The sequence below is a fragment of the Hydrogenophaga aromaticivorans genome (genome assembly GCF_013387465.1).
In the GTDB taxonomy this organism is placed as follows: Bacteria; Pseudomonadota; Gammaproteobacteria; order Burkholderiales; family Burkholderiaceae_C; genus Hydrogenophaga; species Hydrogenophaga aromaticivorans.
The window spans coordinates 448,562-467,484 of sequence record NZ_VYGV01000007.1 but is presented as its reverse complement, the minus strand read 5'-3'; the positions used below and the strand labels follow the sequence as shown (position 1 = coordinate 467,484).

17 protein-coding genes are annotated in these 18,923 nt (G+C 66.2%); 9 read left to right on the top strand and 8 right to left on the bottom strand.

What is annotated here, in order from left to right; all coding sequences use genetic code 11:
* Window positions 1-24 precede the first annotated feature (24 nt).
* Genes F3K02_RS12030 through F3K02_RS12015 form a run of 4 tightly spaced genes read right to left on the bottom strand, consistent with a single transcriptional unit; the run spans window position 25 to window position 6,435 of the window.
* Window positions 25-2,979 (bottom strand): chemotaxis protein CheB, encoded by a 2,955-nt coding sequence (locus F3K02_RS12030; protein ID WP_177135835.1) that lies wholly within the window; start codon window positions 2,977-2,979, stop codon window positions 25-27.
* A 46-nt stretch (window positions 2,980-3,025) separates the two neighbouring features.
* A complete protein-coding gene (locus tag F3K02_RS12025; RefSeq protein WP_177135834.1) occupies window positions 3,026-3,712 on the bottom strand; it encodes a response regulator in 687 nt (228 codons plus the stop codon).
* Window positions 3,709-4,881, bottom strand: a complete 1,173-nt coding sequence (locus tag F3K02_RS12020) for a PAS domain-containing sensor histidine kinase (RefSeq protein ID WP_177135833.1) — start codon at window positions 4,879-4,881, stop codon at window positions 3,709-3,711. The genes F3K02_RS12025 and F3K02_RS12020 overlap by 4 nt, the downstream gene beginning before the upstream one ends.
* A 3-nt stretch (window positions 4,882-4,884) precedes the next feature.
* On the bottom strand, window positions 4,885-6,435 hold the full coding sequence (locus F3K02_RS12015) for a PAS domain-containing sensor histidine kinase (protein WP_177135832.1): 1,551 nt from the start codon (window positions 6,433-6,435) through the stop codon (window positions 4,885-4,887).
* 330 nt (window positions 6,436-6,765) lie between these two features.
* Between F3K02_RS12015 and F3K02_RS12010 the strand changes: the two genes are divergently transcribed.
* Together F3K02_RS12010 and F3K02_RS12005 are read left to right on the top strand one after the other, a co-directional pair.
* On the top strand, window positions 6,766-7,341 hold the full coding sequence (locus F3K02_RS12010) for a bifunctional pyr operon transcriptional regulator/uracil phosphoribosyltransferase PyrR (protein WP_177135831.1): 576 nt from the start codon (window positions 6,766-6,768) through the stop codon (window positions 7,339-7,341).
* 11 nt (window positions 7,342-7,352) lie between these two features.
* Window positions 7,353-7,973, top strand: coding sequence for a phosphoribosyltransferase (locus F3K02_RS12005; protein WP_177135830.1), 621 nt, complete (start codon window positions 7,353-7,355; stop codon window positions 7,971-7,973).
* Window positions 7,974-7,986: 13 nt separating this feature from the next.
* Here the strand turns inward: F3K02_RS12005 and F3K02_RS12000 are convergent, their stop codons facing one another.
* Window positions 7,987-8,982: a zinc-dependent alcohol dehydrogenase family protein gene (locus F3K02_RS12000; protein ID WP_177135894.1), complete on the bottom strand. Its 996-nt coding sequence runs from the start codon at window positions 8,980-8,982 to the stop codon at window positions 7,987-7,989.
* A gap of 347 nt (window positions 8,983-9,329) precedes the next feature.
* Here F3K02_RS12000 and F3K02_RS11995 point away from each other — a divergent pair, with 347 nt between their 5' ends.
* The 3 genes from F3K02_RS11995 (at window position 9,330) to F3K02_RS11985 (ending at window position 12,111) form a co-directional block, all read left to right on the top strand.
* On the top strand, window positions 9,330-10,178 hold the full coding sequence (locus F3K02_RS11995; protein WP_177135829.1) for a Crp/Fnr family transcriptional regulator: 849 nt from the start codon (window positions 9,330-9,332) through the stop codon (window positions 10,176-10,178).
* Window positions 10,179-10,795: 617 nt separating this feature from the next.
* Window positions 10,796-11,401 (top strand): nitroreductase family protein, encoded by a 606-nt coding sequence (locus tag F3K02_RS11990; RefSeq protein ID WP_177135828.1) that lies wholly within the window; start codon window positions 10,796-10,798, stop codon window positions 11,399-11,401.
* Window positions 11,402-11,580: 179 nt separating this feature from the next.
* Window positions 11,581-12,111 (top strand): CBS domain-containing protein, encoded by a 531-nt coding sequence (locus F3K02_RS11985; RefSeq protein ID WP_177135827.1) that lies wholly within the window; start codon window positions 11,581-11,583, stop codon window positions 12,109-12,111.
* A 41-nt stretch (window positions 12,112-12,152) separates the two neighbouring features.
* Here F3K02_RS11985 and F3K02_RS11980 read toward each other — a convergent pair whose 3' ends face one another.
* Window positions 12,153-12,581 carry a universal stress protein gene (locus F3K02_RS11980; protein WP_177135826.1) on the bottom strand — a complete coding sequence of 143 codons (429 nt, stop codon included), beginning with the start codon at window positions 12,579-12,581 and terminating at the stop codon, window positions 12,153-12,155.
* Between the two features lie 193 nt (window positions 12,582-12,774).
* On the opposite strand from F3K02_RS11980, the gene F3K02_RS11975 reads away from it, so the two are divergent.
* The 4 genes from F3K02_RS11975 to F3K02_RS11960 all read left to right on the top strand — a co-directional run bounded on the left by F3K02_RS11975 (window position 12,775) and on the right by F3K02_RS11960 (window position 16,402).
* Window positions 12,775-12,972 carry a hypothetical protein gene (locus tag F3K02_RS11975; RefSeq protein ID WP_177135825.1) on the top strand — a complete coding sequence of 66 codons (198 nt, stop codon included), beginning with the start codon at window positions 12,775-12,777 and terminating at the stop codon, window positions 12,970-12,972.
* 148 nt (window positions 12,973-13,120) lie between these two features.
* On the top strand, window positions 13,121-13,414 hold the full coding sequence (locus tag F3K02_RS11970; protein WP_177135824.1) for a hypothetical protein: 294 nt from the start codon (window positions 13,121-13,123) through the stop codon (window positions 13,412-13,414).
* 93 nt (window positions 13,415-13,507) lie between these two features.
* Window positions 13,508-14,539 (top strand): magnesium transporter, encoded by a 1,032-nt coding sequence (locus F3K02_RS11965; protein ID WP_177135823.1) that lies wholly within the window; start codon window positions 13,508-13,510, stop codon window positions 14,537-14,539.
* Between the two features lie 75 nt (window positions 14,540-14,614).
* Entirely contained in the window at window positions 14,615-16,402 is a 1,788-nt protein-coding gene (locus F3K02_RS11960) for an ABC transporter transmembrane domain-containing protein (protein WP_177135822.1), read from the top strand.
* Between the two features lie 445 nt (window positions 16,403-16,847).
* On the opposite strand, the gene F3K02_RS11955 is transcribed toward F3K02_RS11960, so the two are convergent.
* Together F3K02_RS11955 and F3K02_RS11950 are read right to left on the bottom strand one after the other, a co-directional pair.
* Window positions 16,848-17,831 (bottom strand): dipeptide ABC transporter ATP-binding protein, encoded by a 984-nt coding sequence (locus tag F3K02_RS11955; protein ID WP_281362772.1) that lies wholly within the window; start codon window positions 17,829-17,831, stop codon window positions 16,848-16,850.
* Entirely contained in the window at window positions 17,828-18,802 is a 975-nt protein-coding gene (locus F3K02_RS11950; protein ID WP_177135821.1) for an ABC transporter ATP-binding protein, read from the bottom strand. The genes F3K02_RS11955 and F3K02_RS11950 overlap by 4 nt, the downstream gene beginning before the upstream one ends.
* Window positions 18,803-18,923: the final 121 nt, after the last annotated feature.

Below are 18,923 nucleotides of genomic sequence, written 5' to 3'. Positions count from 1 at the left end.
TGCCGCGGGGTCTGCGCCACCGGCCTACAGCACCTGGATGCTCAGCAGCACCAGATCGGAGTGGCCGCCCTTTTCGGTCACCCGACGCAGGGAAATTTTCAGATTCTGTTGCCCCAGCGCAGGGAACTCCCGCGCCAGTTCAAGTGCCGTGATCGTGCGCTCGGGTGACCCCATCGCATCGAGCCATTCGTGCATGGCGGCGAAGTCCCACTGCCCGGCGCCGGTCTGGAAAAGACTCTTCCCCACATCGCCGACCGGATTGCCGCCGAAACGGCTCCAGTAGGCGCTGTTGGCGGTCACGATCTGCAGCTGCCGGTCCAGCACCACCAGCGGTTCGTGCACCGTGTCCACGATCGCTTCCGCCAGGTCGCGGGCGCGGCGCGCGGCGATGGCCTGCACCCGCTCGGTCACGTCGTTGAAGGTGAGCACCACGCCTTCGATGACGTTGTCCATGGTGCGGTAGGGCTGGATGCGCGCCAGGTACCAGACGCGGCCCGCCTGCACCTCGCGCTCGATCGGGGTCAAGGTGTCCAGCACGGAGCGCGCGTCCGCGAGCAGGTCCACCTCCTTGAGCTCGCTGCGGATGTCGGCCAGCGGACGGCCCAGGTCGGTGGCCACCAGGCGATACACGCTGGTGGCGTCGTGTGTGAAGCGGCGGATCATCAACTCGCGGTCCAGGAAGATGGCCCCCACACTGATGTTGTCCAGCAGGTTCTTCATGTCGTCCTGCATGCTGGTCAGTTGCTCCACCTTGCTGTGCAACTCGGAGTTGACCGTGACCAGTTCCTCATTGACCGACTGCAATTCTTCCTTGGAAGTTTCCAGCTCCTCGTTGGTGGACTGAAGCTCTTCGTTGGTGGATTGAAGCTCCTCGTTGGTGCTCTGCAGCTCTTCGTTGGACGCCTGCTGCTCCTCGACCATCGCGCCCATGCTCTGCTTGCTCAGCACCAGCTCGCGTTCGAGTTCCTCGATGCGCAGGGCTTCGGCCGACAGGCTCGATTTGCTCCTGCGCCCGCCGCGGCGAGGCACCGGCCGTTCGATTTCGCGAAAACTCACCAGCAGCAGCTTGTGGCCCTGGCCGGACCCTGGCAGCACGCGCACGCTCAGGCCCACTGTCTGGGTTTGGTCGGGGCTGTGCACTGCGATCTCGCGGTCCAGGGTCGGCAGACCTTCGGACTGCGCCTGGTGCATGGCCTCGCGCAGCTCCAGCGCCAGGCCTTCGCGCGCCATGTCGAGAATGTTGTTCGACGGCTGGCCCGGCGCCAGGCGCAGGTATTTGCCCGTCTCGCCGTGCACGAAGAGGATGTCGCCGTTGAGTTCGGTGAGCACCGAAGCCGGCGCAAAGGCCTGCAGCAGCGCGCGCCGCGCCAGCTCGGTCACCGAAGTCTCGCGCAACAGCCGCGGCCTGGCCGCGCCCGATTCGGACGGGGTGCCCTCGGGAGTCCAGGCGATACGGCTGTTGAGCAGGGCTCGGCGCGAGGCCAGGGTGGACTTGGCACGGTAGATGTTGAACTTGCGATCGACCGTTTCAAACAGGTCCTGGTGGCTGCCAATGCTTTCCGAGGGCGACAGGCACAACACGCCGCCAGGCTTGAGCGCGTAGTGGAAGATCGGCATCAGCCGGTCCTGCAGCTCGGGCTCCAGGTAGATCAGCAGGTTGCGGCACGACAGCACGTCAAGACGGGTGAAGGGCGGGTCCTTGATCACGCTTTGCAGCGCAAAAATCACCATCTCGCGAATTTCTTTGCGCACGCGGTAGCCCTTGTCTTCCTTCAGGAAAAACCGGCGCAGGCGCTCGGGCGACACGTCTTCGGTGATGTTGGGCGGGTACAGGCCGGTGCGACCGATGGCGATGGCCTCGGCGTCGATGTCGGTGCTGTAGATCTGCACCGGCAGATCGAGGTGCTGCTCGTCCGCCAGTTCGCGCAACAACATCGCCAGCGAATAGGCTTCTTCCCCGGTGGCACAACCGGCCACCCAGATGCGCAGCGGATCACCCATCGTCCGGTCCGCCATCATGCCGGGCAGCACGTTGGCCTTCAGATACCCGAAAATTTCGGGATCGCGAAAGAAGCTGGTGACGTTGATCAGCAGTTCGTGAAACAAGGCCTGCACCTCACCCGGGTGCTCGGCGAGGTAGCGCTCGTAGGCCGGGATGTCAGCCAGCCCGTGCTGGGCCATGCGCCGCGCGATGCGGCGGCCCAGCGTGCTCTTTTTGTACTGGGAAAAATCGTGGCCGGTGGCCGAGCGCAGACGCATCAGCACGCGCGTCAGGCGCTTGTCGGCCGCAGCGGCGCCCTGGTTCTGCGCCATGAGACGGCGCAACCGCGCGTCGGCCTCCAGCGCCTTGGGCATGTCCTGCACCGCCAGCACCTGGGTGGCGAAACCCGCCTGAATGGCGCTGGTGGGCATGCCGTCGTATTTGGCGGTGGCCGGGTCCTGCACGAGGCAAAGGCCACCGGCGCCGTGGATCGCCCGCAGGCCCAGGGTGCCGTCGGTGCCAGTGCCAGACAAAACGATGCCGACCGCGTACTCGCCCTGGTCTTCGGCCAGCGAGCGGAAGCAGCGATCAATGGCCATCTGCCCCCCGCCGCGCGAGCGCGACGACACGCTCAGGCACAGCGCACCGCGCGTGATCACCATGTCGTGGTTGGGCGGAATCACATACACGCGGTTGGGCTCGATCGGCATCTGCTGGACCGCCTCGACCACCGGCATGGCCGTGCTGCGCTGGAGGATTTCCGAAAGGATGCTGGTGTGCGTGGGGTCCAGGTGCTGCACCAGCACAAAGCCCATGCCGCTGTCCGCCGGCATGGCGCGGAAGAACTGCTCGAAAGCCTCCAGCCCGCCGGCTGAAGCGCCGATCGCCACCACGGGAAAGGTGCTGAATGCCGGGTGGGCAACCCCGTTGGCGTCACGAGTTGCCCTTTGATCGGTGTCGCCGGATGGGCTGGCGGTCGGATTCTTGTGGGTTGTCATCGCACCTCTCAAAACCATCGAATGCCCCAAGCTGGCGCCTGGGGTCTCAATTGTCGTCGACAGGAGGATCGATGAGTTCGCTGCCCAGCCGGTGTTCCAGCCCAAAACGGATCAGGGCTGCGGTGCTGTCCAGCTTGAGTTTTTCCTGGATGCGCTTTTTGTGCGTGCTGATGGTCTTGATCGACAAGTGCAGCGAGTCGGCAATGTCCACCGGGCGCTGCCCGTTCACGATGCGCTGCAGGATGTCGAGTTCCCGGTTGGTGAGCATCTGGAGGTCGGGCACCGGACTCTGGCCGTTGAGCTGCTGCACCACCCGCTCGGCCAGCAGCGCCGAGAGGAACACCCCGCCCGAAGCCACCTTGCGCACGGCGGCCACCAGCTCGGTGGCCGCGCTGTCCTTGGTCACAAAGCCATTGGCACCCGCCTGCAGCGCGCGGATGGCGTACTGCTCTTCGCTGTGCATCGTGAGCACCAGCACCGCCACCGACGGAAACTCGCTCTTGATGCGGCGCGTCAGTTCGAGCCCGCTCATGCCCGGCATGGACAGGTCGACGATGGCCAGGTCAAAAGGCTGGCGGCGCAGGCATTCGATCGCCTGAAAGCCGGTGCCGGCCTCGGTGATGCTCCACTGGTTGGCCTGCGGATCGATCAGCCGCTTGAGGCCTTCGCGCACCACCGTGTGGTCGTCAACCAGCAGCAGGCTGAGCCCGGATTTCGTCGTCAGTTCGTTCATCGGGCATCTCCGTGCCCGGTGTCGGTGTGTTGCGGCTTCGTCAGAGGCATGAACAGTTCCAGGTGGATCCAGCCCAGGGGGTCGCGAGGAAGGTCAATCGCCAGGCGGCCGCCCATCGCCCGCGCCCGGTGCTCCAGGATGCGGGCGGCTTCCGGATCCAGCGGCGGGGTGCCGGGCGTGGCCTGCTGTTGCCACCGGGAACGCAGCACCAGCACAAAATGGTCAGGACCGCAGTGGGTTCCGATGTGAAGTTCGGTGCTGCCCGCGTCCAGCACCAGCAGGGCAATGGCCTGCTGGACAAAACGGTAGAGCGCCAGCCGGGTCTGCTCGCCCAGGTCCGGGGCCACAGCGTCGAGCGACAGCGTGAACGACAACTCCACGCGGCGGGCGATGTCGTGAACAAGCCATTCGATGGCGGCAGCCAGCCCCAGATCGTTGAGCATGGGGGGCCGGAGTTCCTGCGTGATGCGGCGCACGGTGGACACCGCATCGTCGAGCGAAGCCAGCAGGCCGCCAAGGCGCTCGCGGTAGACCTCGCTTTCCTGGCCGGACGACAAGCTCACCAGTTCCATCTTCAGCGCGCTCAGGCGCTGCCCAAGGTCTTCGTGCAGTGCCAGCGCCACCCGCTGCCGCTCTGCCTCGCGCGCATCCGCGTCCTGGGCCGCAACACGTTGGTCAATGCCGGCGCGGAACCGCTCGGTGACGTCGGTCAGCGTGACCCACAGCGCGGGCTCCTGGCCCGGCAGGGTCATCTGCTGGCAGTCGATCTGACCATGCCAGGTATCTGGACTGTCCACTCTCTGCAGCGCCAGTTCAATGCGTTGCGGACCCTCCTCACCCAGCACCTTCCGGGTGTACAGGTGCCAGCGATCGCTGTCGGAGGGCGACACGAAGCGCGAGAAACTGCAGCCCTTCAACTCGGCGCGGCGCGCTCCCACCAACGTTGCACCGGCCCGGTTGCACTCCAGGATGACGCCGCTCCGGTCGAGCGTGAAATAGCCCACCGGCGCGAAGTCGAACAGGTCCTGGTAACGGTCACGTGCTGCCGACAGGTCGGACTTTGTGCGTCGCAACTCTTCGTTCTGCGATTCCAGCTCGATCTGGTGGACATGCAGTTCGTGGGCCAGCTTGTCGACGAGGCCGTCCGGGGGGTGGCTTTGGGATGGCATGGCTCAGCTCAAGGTGTCAAAGGGGGCGGCGCCAGCAAGCAGCTGCAACAGGCTCTCCGCGCTCTCCAGCGGTTCCCCGGTGCTGTCCGTGCCGGACATGGGCAGCTTCACGACCATGCTCGCACCGCCACCCGGCAGGTTGCCCAGGCTCAATTCTCCACCGAGCATGAGCACACGCTCGCGGATGCCGATCAGGCCAAACGATTTGCCCGGCACCCGGAGCGGCTGCTCGGGAAACCCGGCGCCGTTGTCTTCGACACGCAGCTCGATGGACGAGCCCGTGTGGACGATGGAAATCGCCACACGGGTGGCGTTTGCGTGACGCACGATGTTGGTCAGGGCTTCCTGCACGATGCGGTAGAGCGCTGTCAGCACCTTCTGTGGCAACTGGTCCGGCAGCGGGTCGCAGCGCAGCGAAACCTGCAACCCCGCCCGCCGTTCGTATTCATGGGCCAGCCATTCGATGGCCGCGTTCACACCCAGGTCGTCCAGCATCAAAGGTCGCAGATCCATGGAAATCCGCCGCGTGGCGGCCATCGTGTCGTCAACCATCTGGATCATGGATTGGGTGCGCGCCGAAGGGACACATGGTGTTTCGGTGCCCTCCAGCACCGACAACTCCAGCTTCAGGGCCGTGAGCCGCTGACCCAGCTCGTCGTGCAGCTCGCGGGCCATGCGCCGCTGCTCCTCTTCCCGCGTGTCCACCAGGCTCGCGGCGAGGTCCCGCAGGGTGCGCCGCGACGCCAGCAGCGCCCGCCGCTCCTGCGATTGCTTCGTGATGTCGGAGAGCACCATCTGCACCAGGGTGCGCGAGTGATCCGGCAGTGCAGCGACCACCATCTCGACATCGCGGGACGAGCCATCATGGCGGGCGATCTTCCCGTGCATGGGCAGCACCTCGTCCTCCGAGGCCAGCGCGTGGGCCACCTTTTCGCGCACCTGCTCGTGGGTTGCGGGGTGCAGCAGCGCATAGATCGACTGCCCGGTCAGGCTTTCGCGCTGCGCCACGCCGAACAGCCGGGCACAGGCGCTGTTGGCATAGACCACCGACTCGCCTTCGGTGATCCAGATCGCCACGGGCAACAAGTCAAACAGCATGCGCATCCGGCGATTGAGGTGGTCGACCTGGGCCGCGAGCTTCTGTTCGTTGCTCACATCGCGCAGCATCGCCGTGAAGTAGCGATGGCCGCCCAACTTGCTGGAGGCTTCCACCTGGCAGATCGCGGCCTCCAGGGGGAACACGGAGCCATCCGCGCGCAAGCCCATCAGTTGTCCACGCTCGCTCATGGGGCGCTCGGCGACCTCAGAGGCCATGAACTTCTGCACATGCGCCCTGTGCAATTCGCGCAAGGCACCCGGAATCAGGACCGACAGGTCCTGCCCCAGCAGCTGCGCGGCGGGCTGGCCAAACATGCGCTGCGCGGCCGGGTTGATCATCACGATATGCATCGCCTCGTCGATGGTCACGATGCCTTCCAGTGCCGCATGGATCGCACCTGACTGCACAGCAGCATCCATCTCCGTGGGCTCTGTTGACGAGTGGGGGTCGTACATGCCTGCTCCTATTTCAGATTTTTTTATCATAGTGGGACCTCTCATCTTCGGGGGCGCTGATCTGCGGGTGGATTGAGCAAAGTCATTGCAAACCAAAGACCAGGGAAGGTCCATGGTCAGCATTCCAGAATACTCCTACGCGGTATCGGAAAAATTCCCCTATCCATGCCGCGGTTTCCGGGTTCATCTGAATGCCGAGTCCGATAGCCGGGTGGGGCGGTTTGTCTCATGCTGAGCGTTGACTTCTCCTGCCAGCAAGACACCTGAGGAGTTCCCGATGAACTGCGCAGATCCAACGATGGCCGCCAAGGCAGCGCCCCGGTCACGCCCATGAACGCACCCCAAGGCACCCGAACCTGTCTCTACGACAGCGCCAGCCTCGACACCGTCATGGATCGCATGGCACAGCAGGCGGCCGGACTGCTGCACGGCCGCGGCCCGGTGGCGGTGGTGGGCGTGCTGCGCCGGGGCGCGCCGCTGGCCGACCGCCTGAGCCAGCGCATGGTGCAGCGCCATGGCCTGGTCCCGCCGCTGCGGCTGGACCTGTCGGTCAAGCGCTACGCCGACGACCTCACGCTGTTGTTCCCCGACACGCAGTTCGCCGAAGCGCCGCACCACGCCGCGCTCGACCTGCGCGACCACACCCTGCTCGTGGTGGACGATGTGCTCTACACCGGTCACTCCGCGCTGAAGGTGGTGGACTGGCTGACCCGCAAACGCCCTGCGGCCGTGCACCTCGTGGTTCTGGCCGACCGCTGCGTGACCACGTTGCCGCTGCATGCCGACGTGGTGGGGCTGCGGCTGGAAGTCGCGCCCACCGACATCATCGAATGCCATGTGCCCCCCTACGAGCCGGACTTCAGCGTCCAGTTGCTGCGGCCAGCGCCCGCAGGCTGGGCCACTTGAAAGGACCCACCATGTTCCAGGACCGCGAAGACGCTGCCCGCCAGCTGGCGACCCGCCTGGGCGCCTACCGGGGCCAGAAACCGCTGGTGCTCGCCATTCCCCGTGGCGCGGTGCCCATGGGCAAGACCCTGGCCGGTCTGCTTCAGGGCGATTTCGACGTGGTGCTGGTGCGCAAGCTGCACGCGCCCTACCAGCCCGAACTGGCCATCGGCGCCATCGACGAGAGCGGCTGGAGCACCATCGCACCCTATGCGGCCGAGGTCGGCGCCGACCCACACTACATCGCCGAAGAAAAGCGCCAGCAGCTCCGGGCGCTCGATGCGCGCCGTGCGATGTATTCGCCGCTGCGCACCCCCATCGACCCGGCCGGGCGCGTGGTGATCGTGGTGGACGACGGCCTGGCCACCGGCGCGACCATGATCGCCGCGCTGCACAGCGTGCGCCAGCGCCACCCGAAGCGGCTGGTCTGTGCCGTGCCGGTGTCGTCGATCGAAGCACTGGAGCTTGTCCAGCCCCTGGCCGACGAGATGGTCTGCCTGCACGCCCCCGAAGACTTCCAGGCCGTCGGCCAGTTCTACCGCGACTTTCCCCAGGTGGAGGACGACGAGGTGATCGCGCAGCTCAGGGCCTGAACCGCCTGCGCATTCAGGCCGGCGCGTCCATGCGCAGCACGGCCGCGCCCTGGAAAGCGCCGCGACGCAACTGGTCCAGCGCCTCGTTGGCCTGCTCCAGCGCGAACACGTGCACCTCGGTCTGCAGCGGCGCCTGCCGCACCAGTTCGAAGAACTCGTCGCCATCGCGCCGCGTCAGGTTGGCCACCGAGCGCAGCGAGCGCTCGCCCCAGAGCCAGGCGTAGGGAAACGAAGGGATGTCGCTCATGTGGATGCCCGCGCACACCACGCAGCCGCCCCGCTCCACGTGCCGCAGCGCGGCCGGCACCAGCGCACCCGCCGGGGCAAAGATCAGGGCCGCGTCCAGCGGTTCGGGTGGCGTTTCATCCGAGCCACCGGCCCAGGTCGCGCCCAGGCTGCGCGCAAACGCCTGGCTCTCGGCGTCGCCCGGGCGCGTGAGCGCGAACACCTCGCGGCCCTGGCGCCGCGCCACCTGCGTGATCAGGTGCGCCGCCGCGCCGAAGCCGTACACCCCGAGCCGCTGCGGATCGCCCGCCATGCGCAGCGCGCGGTAGCCGATCAGCCCCGCGCACAGCAGCGGTGCCAGGTGCTCGGGCGCGGGTTCCTCGGGCAGCGCGAAGCCATAGCGCGCATCGGCCACGGTGTACTGCGCGTAGCCGCCGGGGATCTGGTAGCCGGTGAAGCGCGCCCGTTCGCACAGGTTTTCCCGTCCGGCACGGCAGAACCGGCAGTGGCCACAGGTCCAACCCAGCCAGGGCACGCCCACGCGTTGTCCGACCTGCCAGCCCTGCACACCGGCCCCCAGCGCCACCACCCGGCCCACGATCTCGTGGCCGGGAATCATGGGCAGCACCGGGTCGGGCAGCTCGCCGTCCACCAGGTGCAGGTCGGTGCGGCACACGCCGCAGGCTTCCACCGCGATCAGGATCTGCCCGGCGCCGGGCTCTGGCACCGCGCAGTGCGTCAGGCGCAGGCGGGTACCGGGCCGCTCCAGCACCATGGCGCGCATTGTGTTGCTCATCTCGTGGCCCTTTCGTCGCCATGTGCGGGAGGGGTCATGGGTGTGTTGCAGCGGCAGCCCTGGTCAAGACAACGCCGCACGGAGCATGCGAAACCCATGCAGTCTCGAGCCCGATTCTCGTGATTTCCGGATACAAAAGTTCGGCCGTGACGAGATCGTCGTTGAATTCCAAAGTTGTCTTTCGGAATACTCCTACTCCGTATAGGTAAAACTCCCTGACCAATAGCGCTGTTTCCGAGCTCATCTGAATGCCCAGTCTGATAGCAGGAACGCGCGCTTTGTCAGATGCTAAAAGCTTCAGACAACGCCAAGAAGTCCCTTTCAGGAGCCACCCGATGAACTGTCCGGACCCATTCCAGATCACCGACCAGAGAACTCCGCATGGCCTGATACCCACGAAGTCTGTTGGGGCCACCATCGCCGATTTGTTGCAACTGTCCGGCGTTCCGGCCGGCTCTTCGGATATCGCTGCGCGCCTACCTGTGACCATTCGCAAGGTGCATACCGGCGAGAGCCTGGTACACGAGGGCGCACCAGCCGATGCCCTCTTCTTCGTCCGCGCAGGCACTTTCAAGGTTTTCCGAACCGACAAGGACGGCTACGAACAGGTGTTGGCCTTTGCCATCCGGAGCGAGTTACTGGGATTTGACGCGCTTTGCATGGCCACATACCCGGTGGCCATTACCGCCCTGGAGGAGTCTGCCGTCTATGTGGTCCCGAGGTGCGACATACCACGCCTGTGTGAAGCGCTTCCGGCCTTTGGCCTGATGCTGCAGCGCTCCGGAAGCCTCACCCTCGCGCGCAGCCGCGAACTCGTGGACATCATGGCGGCGGTCGCGTCCGAGGTGCGCTTGGCGCGTTTCCTTATCCAGCATTCCCGACGCATGGCGGACTGCGGTCAGTCGCCGCGCCGCTTTCTCCTGCGGATGGGGCGGCGCGAGATATCCAGCCTGCTGGGAGTGGCGCACGAAACTGTCAGTCGCAGCTTCACCACCCTCTCTTCACTGGGTCTGGTCCAAGTGTGCGCTCGCGAGGTCGAGATCCTGGACATGGACGGACTCGGCGCCTTCGCTCGCAGCACGCGGCGGCAACTGGATGCGCCCGCGCCCCCCCGCGCTCGAACACCGGCTCACCGCGTGCCTGCGCAAGGCAGGTACGCGCAGGCTCTTAGCCTCGCAGCTTGATACCACCCGCACCTGACCATGACCGCGCTTCAAACCGGATCGCGTCGCGCATGGAGCGCCTCTCGCTTCCACTGGCGCTGGAATGGCCTGGAGGACGGGCGGAAAAGGCGGGGACGCAGGTAACGGCACAAACCGAGTCTTCTGGCCTGGTTGCACATCGACCACCGGGGTTCCCGACTCAGCCCACCGCAGCGCGTAGGCGACCTGCTTCTCTGAAAATCTCGACCTCTTCATCGCTTCTCCTGGCGCCCCTTCGATCATGCCGAAAGCAACCGTACCTCCATGGCCGGAATTCGGGCATGACGTCAACTGAGCCGCGCGGAAAACCAGCGCCTGGATTGAGCATGCTCAATGACGCCCATCCCCGGTCGCAGCACACTGCAACTGCCGATCGGGGAATGTGATGCAAGTCCGTTGACGAGCGGTCAGGTGAGGTTTCCCCTCAGAGGGAAAGGTCGTGGTGTCTCCGACACCACGAGGGGTGAAGGCACCCTCAGACCGGCAGGACGGTCACACGCGATGCCGGGGACCTTCACAGGGCCCGCCACCCGTCAGGGTTTGGCGGGCCTTCTTTTTTGGTGTTGGGTCACCAACCCACGCATGGACAGGGACTCGAAATGACCGACATTGCCATCGATTTCGAAACCGACACTTTCCCGCTCCCACCCCCGGTTCTACCGGTACAGGCTACGCTGGTCGATGCGCTGCGTCAGAGAACGAGCAGCCGCAGCTTTTCCAGAGACCCGTTGTCGGCCGAACAGATTTCGGCCTTGCTCTGGGCCGCCTTCGGCATCAACCGGCCTTCCAGTCATGGCCGCACCGCGCCATCGGCACACAACTGGCAGGAGATGGATCTCTACGTGGTTCTGGCGCAAGGCAGCTTCCGCTACGACGCGCTGTGCCATCGCCTGAATCTGGTGAAGGCCGAAGACCTGCGAGCGATCACCGGCACGCAAGACTTCGTGGGCAGCGCGCCCCTGACCCTGGTCTATGTGGCCGACTTCGCGAAGGCAACGCCGGCTTCACCGGAAGAGCGCCATTTCCTGGTGGGTGCGGACGCGGGGTGCATTGCCCAGAACGTCTACCTCTACTGCGCCAGCGCGGGTCTGGCGACGGTGGTCCGCGGTCTGGTTGACCGCCGGCTGCTGGCGACCCGGCTGGGCCTGAAACCCTCGCAACGCATCGCACTGGCGCAAAGCGTGGGCCTGCCGGCCCTTCAATGACCCCTGTACCGCCCGCTTCCCGAAGTCAACCCGGAGAAAGCCATGCGTGAACCACCGAATGCCGCAGACAGCCGACTCTGCCAGCGCCATCAGTTGATTGAACGCAATTGCACAACCGCCGAAAGGAGCACGATAAGCGCTCGGTCACTCCACTCAAGACGGCTCACAAGGAGGGCACCATGCAAGTCAGCGCCATCTGCAACCGGGATATTGTCACCATCGACGCGCAGCGTTCGCTCATGGAGGCCGCTCGCATGATGCGCGACCACCATGTGGGAACGCTGGTCGTTACCTGCAGCGATGCCAGGGGCGAACAGGTGTGCGGCATCGTGACCGACCGCGATCTGGTCGTTGACGCACTGGCCCGCATGCCGCTGGAGCTGGACATAGAAGTGGGCGATCTGGCCCATGTGGACCTCACGCTGATTGCCGAAAATGCCAGCCTGGACCAGGCGGTTGTCGCCATGCAGGACAGCGGCGTTCGCCGCCTTCTGGTGACCGATGGTGAGCATCACCTGAGTGGCATCATTTCACTGGACGACGTGATCGAAGCCTGTGCGAAGCAGGTCGGCGGACTGGCAAAGATCATCCGCAACGGCATGGACCGCGAACTCGCGATGCACACGCCGAAGGCCGAGTTGGACAAAGCGCCCAGCCTGCCGGGTGCGCCGGAAACCAGCCAAGGACATTGGACCCGCGTGGTGGTGTGATCGCACCAAGTGTCGGTCCTGGCAGCGGCTACGCGCCGGCCCTACTTCACCAGCAGGACCGGCGTCTTGGCAAGATGGACCACCCGCTGTGCAACCGAGCCCATGAACAGGCCTCCGATGGCGCCCATGCCACGGGTACCCATCACGATCTGGTCCACGCCGAGCTCTTCGGCCGCCCGCACGATCTCGGTGGCTTCCGTCCCACTGGGGTCCCGCGTGGCACTGACGGTCAGGCCACTGGCACGGGCCAGTGCAGCGGCTTCCTGAAGCACCCGGGCCTGCTGGGTGAGCACCGCGGCTTCCAGTTCCTGCAGCGCATCGGGTGGCAGTTCAGCGTAATAGATCGGGTCGTTCCTCACGTTCACGAGGATCACCTCCAGCTGTGCTGAAGCACGCGCCAAAGCTGCAACAGCCTCGATGGCGTTCTTCGCGTGCACAGAACCATCCACTGCGATCAGAAATTTCAGCATGACGAGCCCTTGTTGAATGCCTCTCGAAGAATCCACCGCCACAGCCGGGGGACGGGTACACATGCATTCTGGGCATCCCGTCGACGCTGCGATTGAGCCTGCTCAACGCTGGACGTCATACGCCGCCTGGAGGGGTGCCTATGGGGTCTGGCCCTGTCAAGCCGCCGGACCCGACCCACGCCCTGGAACCAACATGACGAAACAATGGATTCTGGTTGCCAACAGTTCCATCGCCCGCATCTTTGTCAGAAACTCGCGCAGCGAACTGAAGGCGGCTCTCAGCCGCCCCGTGGACCAACGCGTCGAGGTGGCCCAGGACATCGATTTCTCGGCATTCGACGTGCGTGAGATCGAAACGCGGATTCAGGGGATTTCGCGGCCAGCATTCTGAGTGCCGGCCAGCGTGTCACCCCAGGGCCGGGCACGCCGGAGCATCCCGCTGCAAACGACCCTGCAGGCATGGCTGTGGGCCCTGAATCCCCACCAACCGACGAATGGATCAGCAAGCTTTCGGAAACCGGGATATGCTGCACTGCAACATGACCGCTTCCACCGCGCCCATCCAGCTCAGTCTCGAGGATCTTCTCGGCGACCTGCAACACGCTCGCCGCAGCGGCGACATGAGCCGTCTGGCCTTGTTGACCTACTGTGAAGTGCGGCGCTGGGCCCGCCAGGCGGGGGAGCAGGCACTGGCCGAACGCTCCACCGCGCTCATCACACAAAGCCCGCTCGCCAGCCGCAACGAGTTCATGGCACAGGTGGACGCGCTCATCGCCGATCTGCAACAGGTCCACGCCCGCATCTCGGGTCCGCTGGCGCACGCCCACGCCTGACCCGTTCGCGCTGGGACCCGCCAGCGAATTACGCCCCGGGCACCTAGACTCCGCACAGCGAGCGATCACACGCTCGACCACGGAAAGAGCCCCATGTCGCACCCCAACCCCTCCGCCACACCCGCCGCGACCCGCCCCCGCACCGAACAGGACCCGCGCGCGTCGCGCCACAACGAAACCGCAGCACGCCATGCGGTGGCCGATGTGCCCCGGGCCAGGCCAGACCAGACGGTGGCCGAGGTGCTGGACGCGCTGCTGGCGCAGCCCAGCGAATGCATCGACCTGGTGTGCGTGCTCGATGCCGGTGACCACTTGGTGGGCGTCGTACCGCTGGCAGCCCTGCTCGCACTGCCCCGTGACACACGGGTTGGCCAGGTCGCCAACCTCCATTTTCCCAAGGTGCACGACGAAACGGACCAGGAGCGCGTGGCATCGCTGGCGCTGCACCACGAACTCAGTGCGATCCCGGTGACCGACGCCCAGGGGCGCCTGGTGGGCGTGGTGCCGGCCCCGGCGCTGCTGCACATCCTGCGGCGCGAACACGTGGAAGACATCCACCGCTTCGCCGGCATCACGCGCGAGACACTGCATGCGCGGGAGGCGATCGAAGAGCCGCCCCTGCGGCGCCTGCGGCACCGGCTGCCCTGGCTGTTGCTGGGCTTGGTGGGCAGCGTGCTGGCAACCTTCATCGTGGTCAGGTTCGAGCGCGCGCTGTCAGTGAATCCGGCGATCGCGTTCTTCGTGCCCGGACTGGTGTACCTGGCCGACGCCATCGGCACACAAACCGAAGCGGTGGCGGTGCGCGGGCTCTCGCTGAGCCACGCCCGCCTGTCCACGCTGATCGGTGGCGAATTGCGCACCGGCGTGCTGATCGGGCTGGTGCTGGGTGGTTTGACGCTGCCCGCCGTGTGGCTGGCCTTTGGCGACTGGTCGCTGGCTTTCGCGGTGTCGGGTGCGCTGGTGGCGGCGGGCGGCATCGCCACCACCATCGGGCTGGCGCTGCCCTGGCTGTTGGGCCGGCTGGGCAGTGACCCGGCCTACGGCAGCGGCCCGCTGGCCACCATCGTGCAGGACCTGCTGAGCCTGCTGACCTACTTCCTGATCGTCAGCGCAGTGGTGCTGTAGCACGGCAGACCAGCCGCCGCCCCGCGCCCAAGGTGATCCCGGGTGAAGCAAGACAAAACCCGGCACACTCCTTCCATGACCGCTGCCGCACCCACCGAACGCCCCAAATCCACCACCCCCACCGCGCTCGGCGGCCTGCGCCCGTTCATGCGACCGTACCGGTTGCAGATAGGGCTGGCGGTGCTGTTCCTGATCGGCGCCGCGGCGGCCACGCTGCTGTTTCCGGTGGCGCTGCGCCACCTGATCGATGGTGGTCTGGTGTCGGGCGACCGCGGCACGCAGGCGGTGGCGCTACGTGGGCATTTCCTGCAGCTGTTCGGTGTGGCGGTCGCGCTGGGCCTGTTCTCGGCCGCGCGTTTCTACCTGGTGAGCTGGCTGGGCGAGCGCATCACCGCGAACCTGCGCAACGCGGTCTACAGCCACGTGCTGCGCCAGAGCCCGCAGTTCTTTGAAACGACACAAACCGGCGAGGTGCTGAGCCGCCTGACCACCGACACCACGCTGGTGCAAACGGTCGTCGGATCCTCACTCTCCATGGGCCTGCGCAACGCCTTCATGGGCGTGGGCGCGGTGGTGATGCTGGTCTGGACCAACCCCTATGTGATGCTGCAGGTGTCGCTGATCATCCTGCTGGTGGTGCTGCCGAGCATGTGGTTCGGCCGGCGCGTGCGCAAACTCTCGCGCGCCAGCCAGGACCGCGTGGCCGACTCCAGCGCGATCGCCGCCGAGGTGCTGAACGCGATCCCCATCGTGCAGAGCTACACCGCCGAAGACCGCGAGGCGCAGCGTTTTGCCGACTCGACCGAGCAGGCCTTCGGCACCGCGGTCAAGCGCAGCCGCGCGCGCGCCGGGCTGGTGGCTTTCATCATCATCAGCACGGCGGCCCTGCTGCTGTGGGGCCTGTACCAGGGCACGCAGGCGGTCATTGCGGGCGAGATCACCGCCGGCCACCTGGGACAGACCGTCGTCTACATCATCATCCTCGCTGGCGCGGTGGCCGTGCTGGGCGAGGTCTACGGCGACCTGCTGCGCGCCGCGGGCGCAAGCGAGCGTCTGATGGAGTTGCTGAGCCTGGAGTCCCCGGTGCAGTCGCCCGGGGCGCCGGTGCCAGCGGTCACACCACAGGGCGGCAGCGCGCTGCGGTTTGAGGACATCACGTTCCACTACCCCTCGCGCCCGGCCCAGGCGGCGCTCGCCGGTTTTTCACTCGAAGTGAAGCCCGGCCAGACCGTGGCATTGGTGGGCCCCAGTGGTGCCGGCAAGAGCACGGTGTTCGGCCTGCTGCTGCGCTACTACGACCCGGCCTCGGGTGTGATCGCGCTCGACGGTGTGCCGATCCACCAGCTGAGCCTTCACGAGCTGCGCTCACACATCGGCATCGTGCCGCAGGACCCGGTGATCTTCTCCAGCAGTGCGCTGGAAAACATCCGCTACGGCAAACCCGGCGCCAGCGACGATGAGGTGCGCGCCGCGGCCCACGCGGCTTTTGCCGACGAGTTCATCGCCCAGCTGCCCGAGGGCTACAACACCTTTCTCGGCGAGCGCGGTGTGCGCCTCTCAGGCGGGCAGCGCCAGCGCATCGCCATCGCGCGCGCCATGTTGAAGAACCCGCCGCTGCTGTTGCTGGACGAAGCCACCAGCGCGCTGGACGCACAGAGTGAACGCATGGTGCAGGCCGCGCTGGAGTCGGCCATGAAGGACCGCACCACCCTCGTGATCGCCCACCGCCTGGCCACGGTGCAGCAGGTCGACCACATCGTGGTGCTGGACCATGGGCGGCTGGTGGAGCAAGGCACACACGCGGAGCTGGTGGCGCAGGGCGGGGTGTACGCGGGTTTGGCTGCGCTGCAGTTCAACGCTTGAACCTTGCGAAGGGGTCCGGGGACTGGTGAGCCAGCACCTCGCGCAGGCCGATGGCGTCACCCCCGTTCTCCGGCCCACGCTCGCCGTCGGCCACCCATGCGGGCATCGGCTACTGCGTCAACACTGTTTGTGCGTGCGGCCTCTGTGGCAACGGCGAATGGGGCCTGCGCCCGGGGGAACCGCCATCGACCTCAAAGACAGAAGGGTGTGCCTGCTGGTTCGCTCGAACATCACTTCGGGGGCAGGTGGTTTGGGTGGGCGGGCGCAGTCCCCATTCGCGGTTGCCCACACCGACGTAAGCCACCACGGTGTTGAAGAAGGGGTGGGTGCGCGCCCGTGCAGACACCCGCGAGGTGTGACGGAGAACGAACACCCGGACCACCTGCCCCTGCCAGCCCGGTCCGAGAGCCGAAGGAGGCCATCGCCCCACTCAAAACTGGAAGACTCAGACGTGGTGGCAAGCCACCTGCCGACCTTCCAGAGGCCGCAACAAAGGCAGCTCACTTTCACAGCGCGCATCCGCCTTCGGGCAGCGCTTGTGGAAGGCGCAGCCCGTGGGCGGGTTGAGCGGGCTGGGCAGCTCGCCGTGGATCTTGATCTTCTTCTGGCGCTGCGCCGGGTCGATGGACGGCGTGGCCGAGAGCAAGGCCTGGGTGTATGGGTGCAACGCGTTGGCGAAGATGGTTGCCTTGGGTCCGGCTTCGACCACACGGCCCAGGTACATCACCATCACATCGTTGGCGATGTGCTCCACCACCGCGAGGTTGTGCGAGACGAACACATAGGCGGTCTGCAACTGCTCCTGCAAATCCATGAACAGGTTGAGCACCTGGGCCTGGATCGACACGTCGAGCGCCGAAGTCGGCTCGTCCGCCACCAGGATCTTCGGCTGCAGCACCATGGCGCGCGCAATCGCGATGCGCTGGCGCTGGCCGCCGGAAAACATGTGGGCATAGCGGTCGTAGTGTTCGGGGCGCAGGCCCACGCGCTTGAGGCTCTCCAGCACCTTGTCCTTGCGCTCGGCGGCGCTCAGCGTCGTGTTGAGCAGCAGGGGCTCGCCGATCTGGTGGCCGATCTTCTGGCGCGGGTTGAGCGACGCATAGGGATTCTGGAACACCATCTGCACCTGGCTGCGCAGGCGCTTGTATTGCACACGGTCACCCGGCGTCACCCATTCGTCGCCCACCTGCAGGCGCCCACCCGTGGGCGGCTCGATCAGGGTGAGCTGGCGCGCCAGCGTGCTCTTTCCGCAGCCGGATTCGCCCACCACGGCCAGGGTCTGCCCGGCCGTGAGCGTGAACGACACGTCGACCAGGGCCTTGACCGTGACCTTCGGTTTCATGAAGCCCTGCGACACGCCGTAATGGCGCGTCAGCGATTCGGCCTGCATCACGGGCGCCGTGGGCGCGGTCATCGGGGTGGCGTTCATAGCGTCTCCTGCGCCGTCATGGGGTAGAAGCAGCGCACCAGAACGCCGTCCTGCGCCAGCAGCTCGGGGCGCTCGACGTGGCAGCGGTCCTGCGCCTTGGGGCAACGCGGCGAGAGCAGGCAACCGGTGGGCCGGTCGAACTGGCCGGGCACGATGCCGGGCAGGGTGTGCAGGCGGCGCGCGCCACGGCTGTGCTCGGGCACGCTGCTGAGCAGTGCGTGGGTGTAGGGGTGTGCCGGTGCGGTGAACAGGCGCTCCACGGCGCCTTGCTCCACCTCCTGGCCCGCGTACATGACCGCGACGCGTTGCGCCACCTCGGCCACCACGGCCAGATCGTGCGTGATCAGGATCAGGGCCATGTTGTGCGCCCGCTGCAGCTGCACCAGCAACTCCATGATCTGGGCCTGGATGGTCACGTCCAGCGCGGTGGTGGGCTCGTCGGCGATCAACAGTTTGGGGTTGCAGGCGATCGCCATCGCGATCATCACGCGCTGCGCCATGCCGCCGGAAAACTGGTGCGGGTAACTCTCCAGCCGGTGCGCGGCCCCGGGGATTTCCACCATCTGCAGCAGCTCGATGGCGCGCGCCCGGGCGGCCGCGCCGCGCAGGCCCATGTGTTCGCGCAGCACCTCCTCGATCTGGAAGCCCACAGTGAAGCTCGGGTTGAGCGAGGTCATGGGGTCCTGGAAGATCATGGCCATGTCCTTGCCCAGGATCTTGCGGCGCTGGCGGTCAGAAATGGTCTGCAGGTCGTGCCCGTCGAACCGCAGGCGATCGGCGCTGACATGGCCCTGTCCGGCCAGCAGGCCCATGACGGCCATCATCGCGACCGACTTGCCCGAACCCGATTCGCCCACGATGCCCAGCACCTGGCCCTGGTCCAGCTGCAGGTCCAGTCCGTCCACCGCGCGAAAGGCACGGCCCTTGGCGCCGAATTCGACGCGCAGGTTTTGAATGTCAAGAAGACTCATGCCAAATCTCTCAAGGGTTGCACCGTCACCGGCGCGAGATGTCTGAGCCAAGGATGCGGCGGAACCGGCTTTGCCGGGCCGCATCGCATCGCCCCCTTGAGGGGGTCGCGCGCAGCGCGGC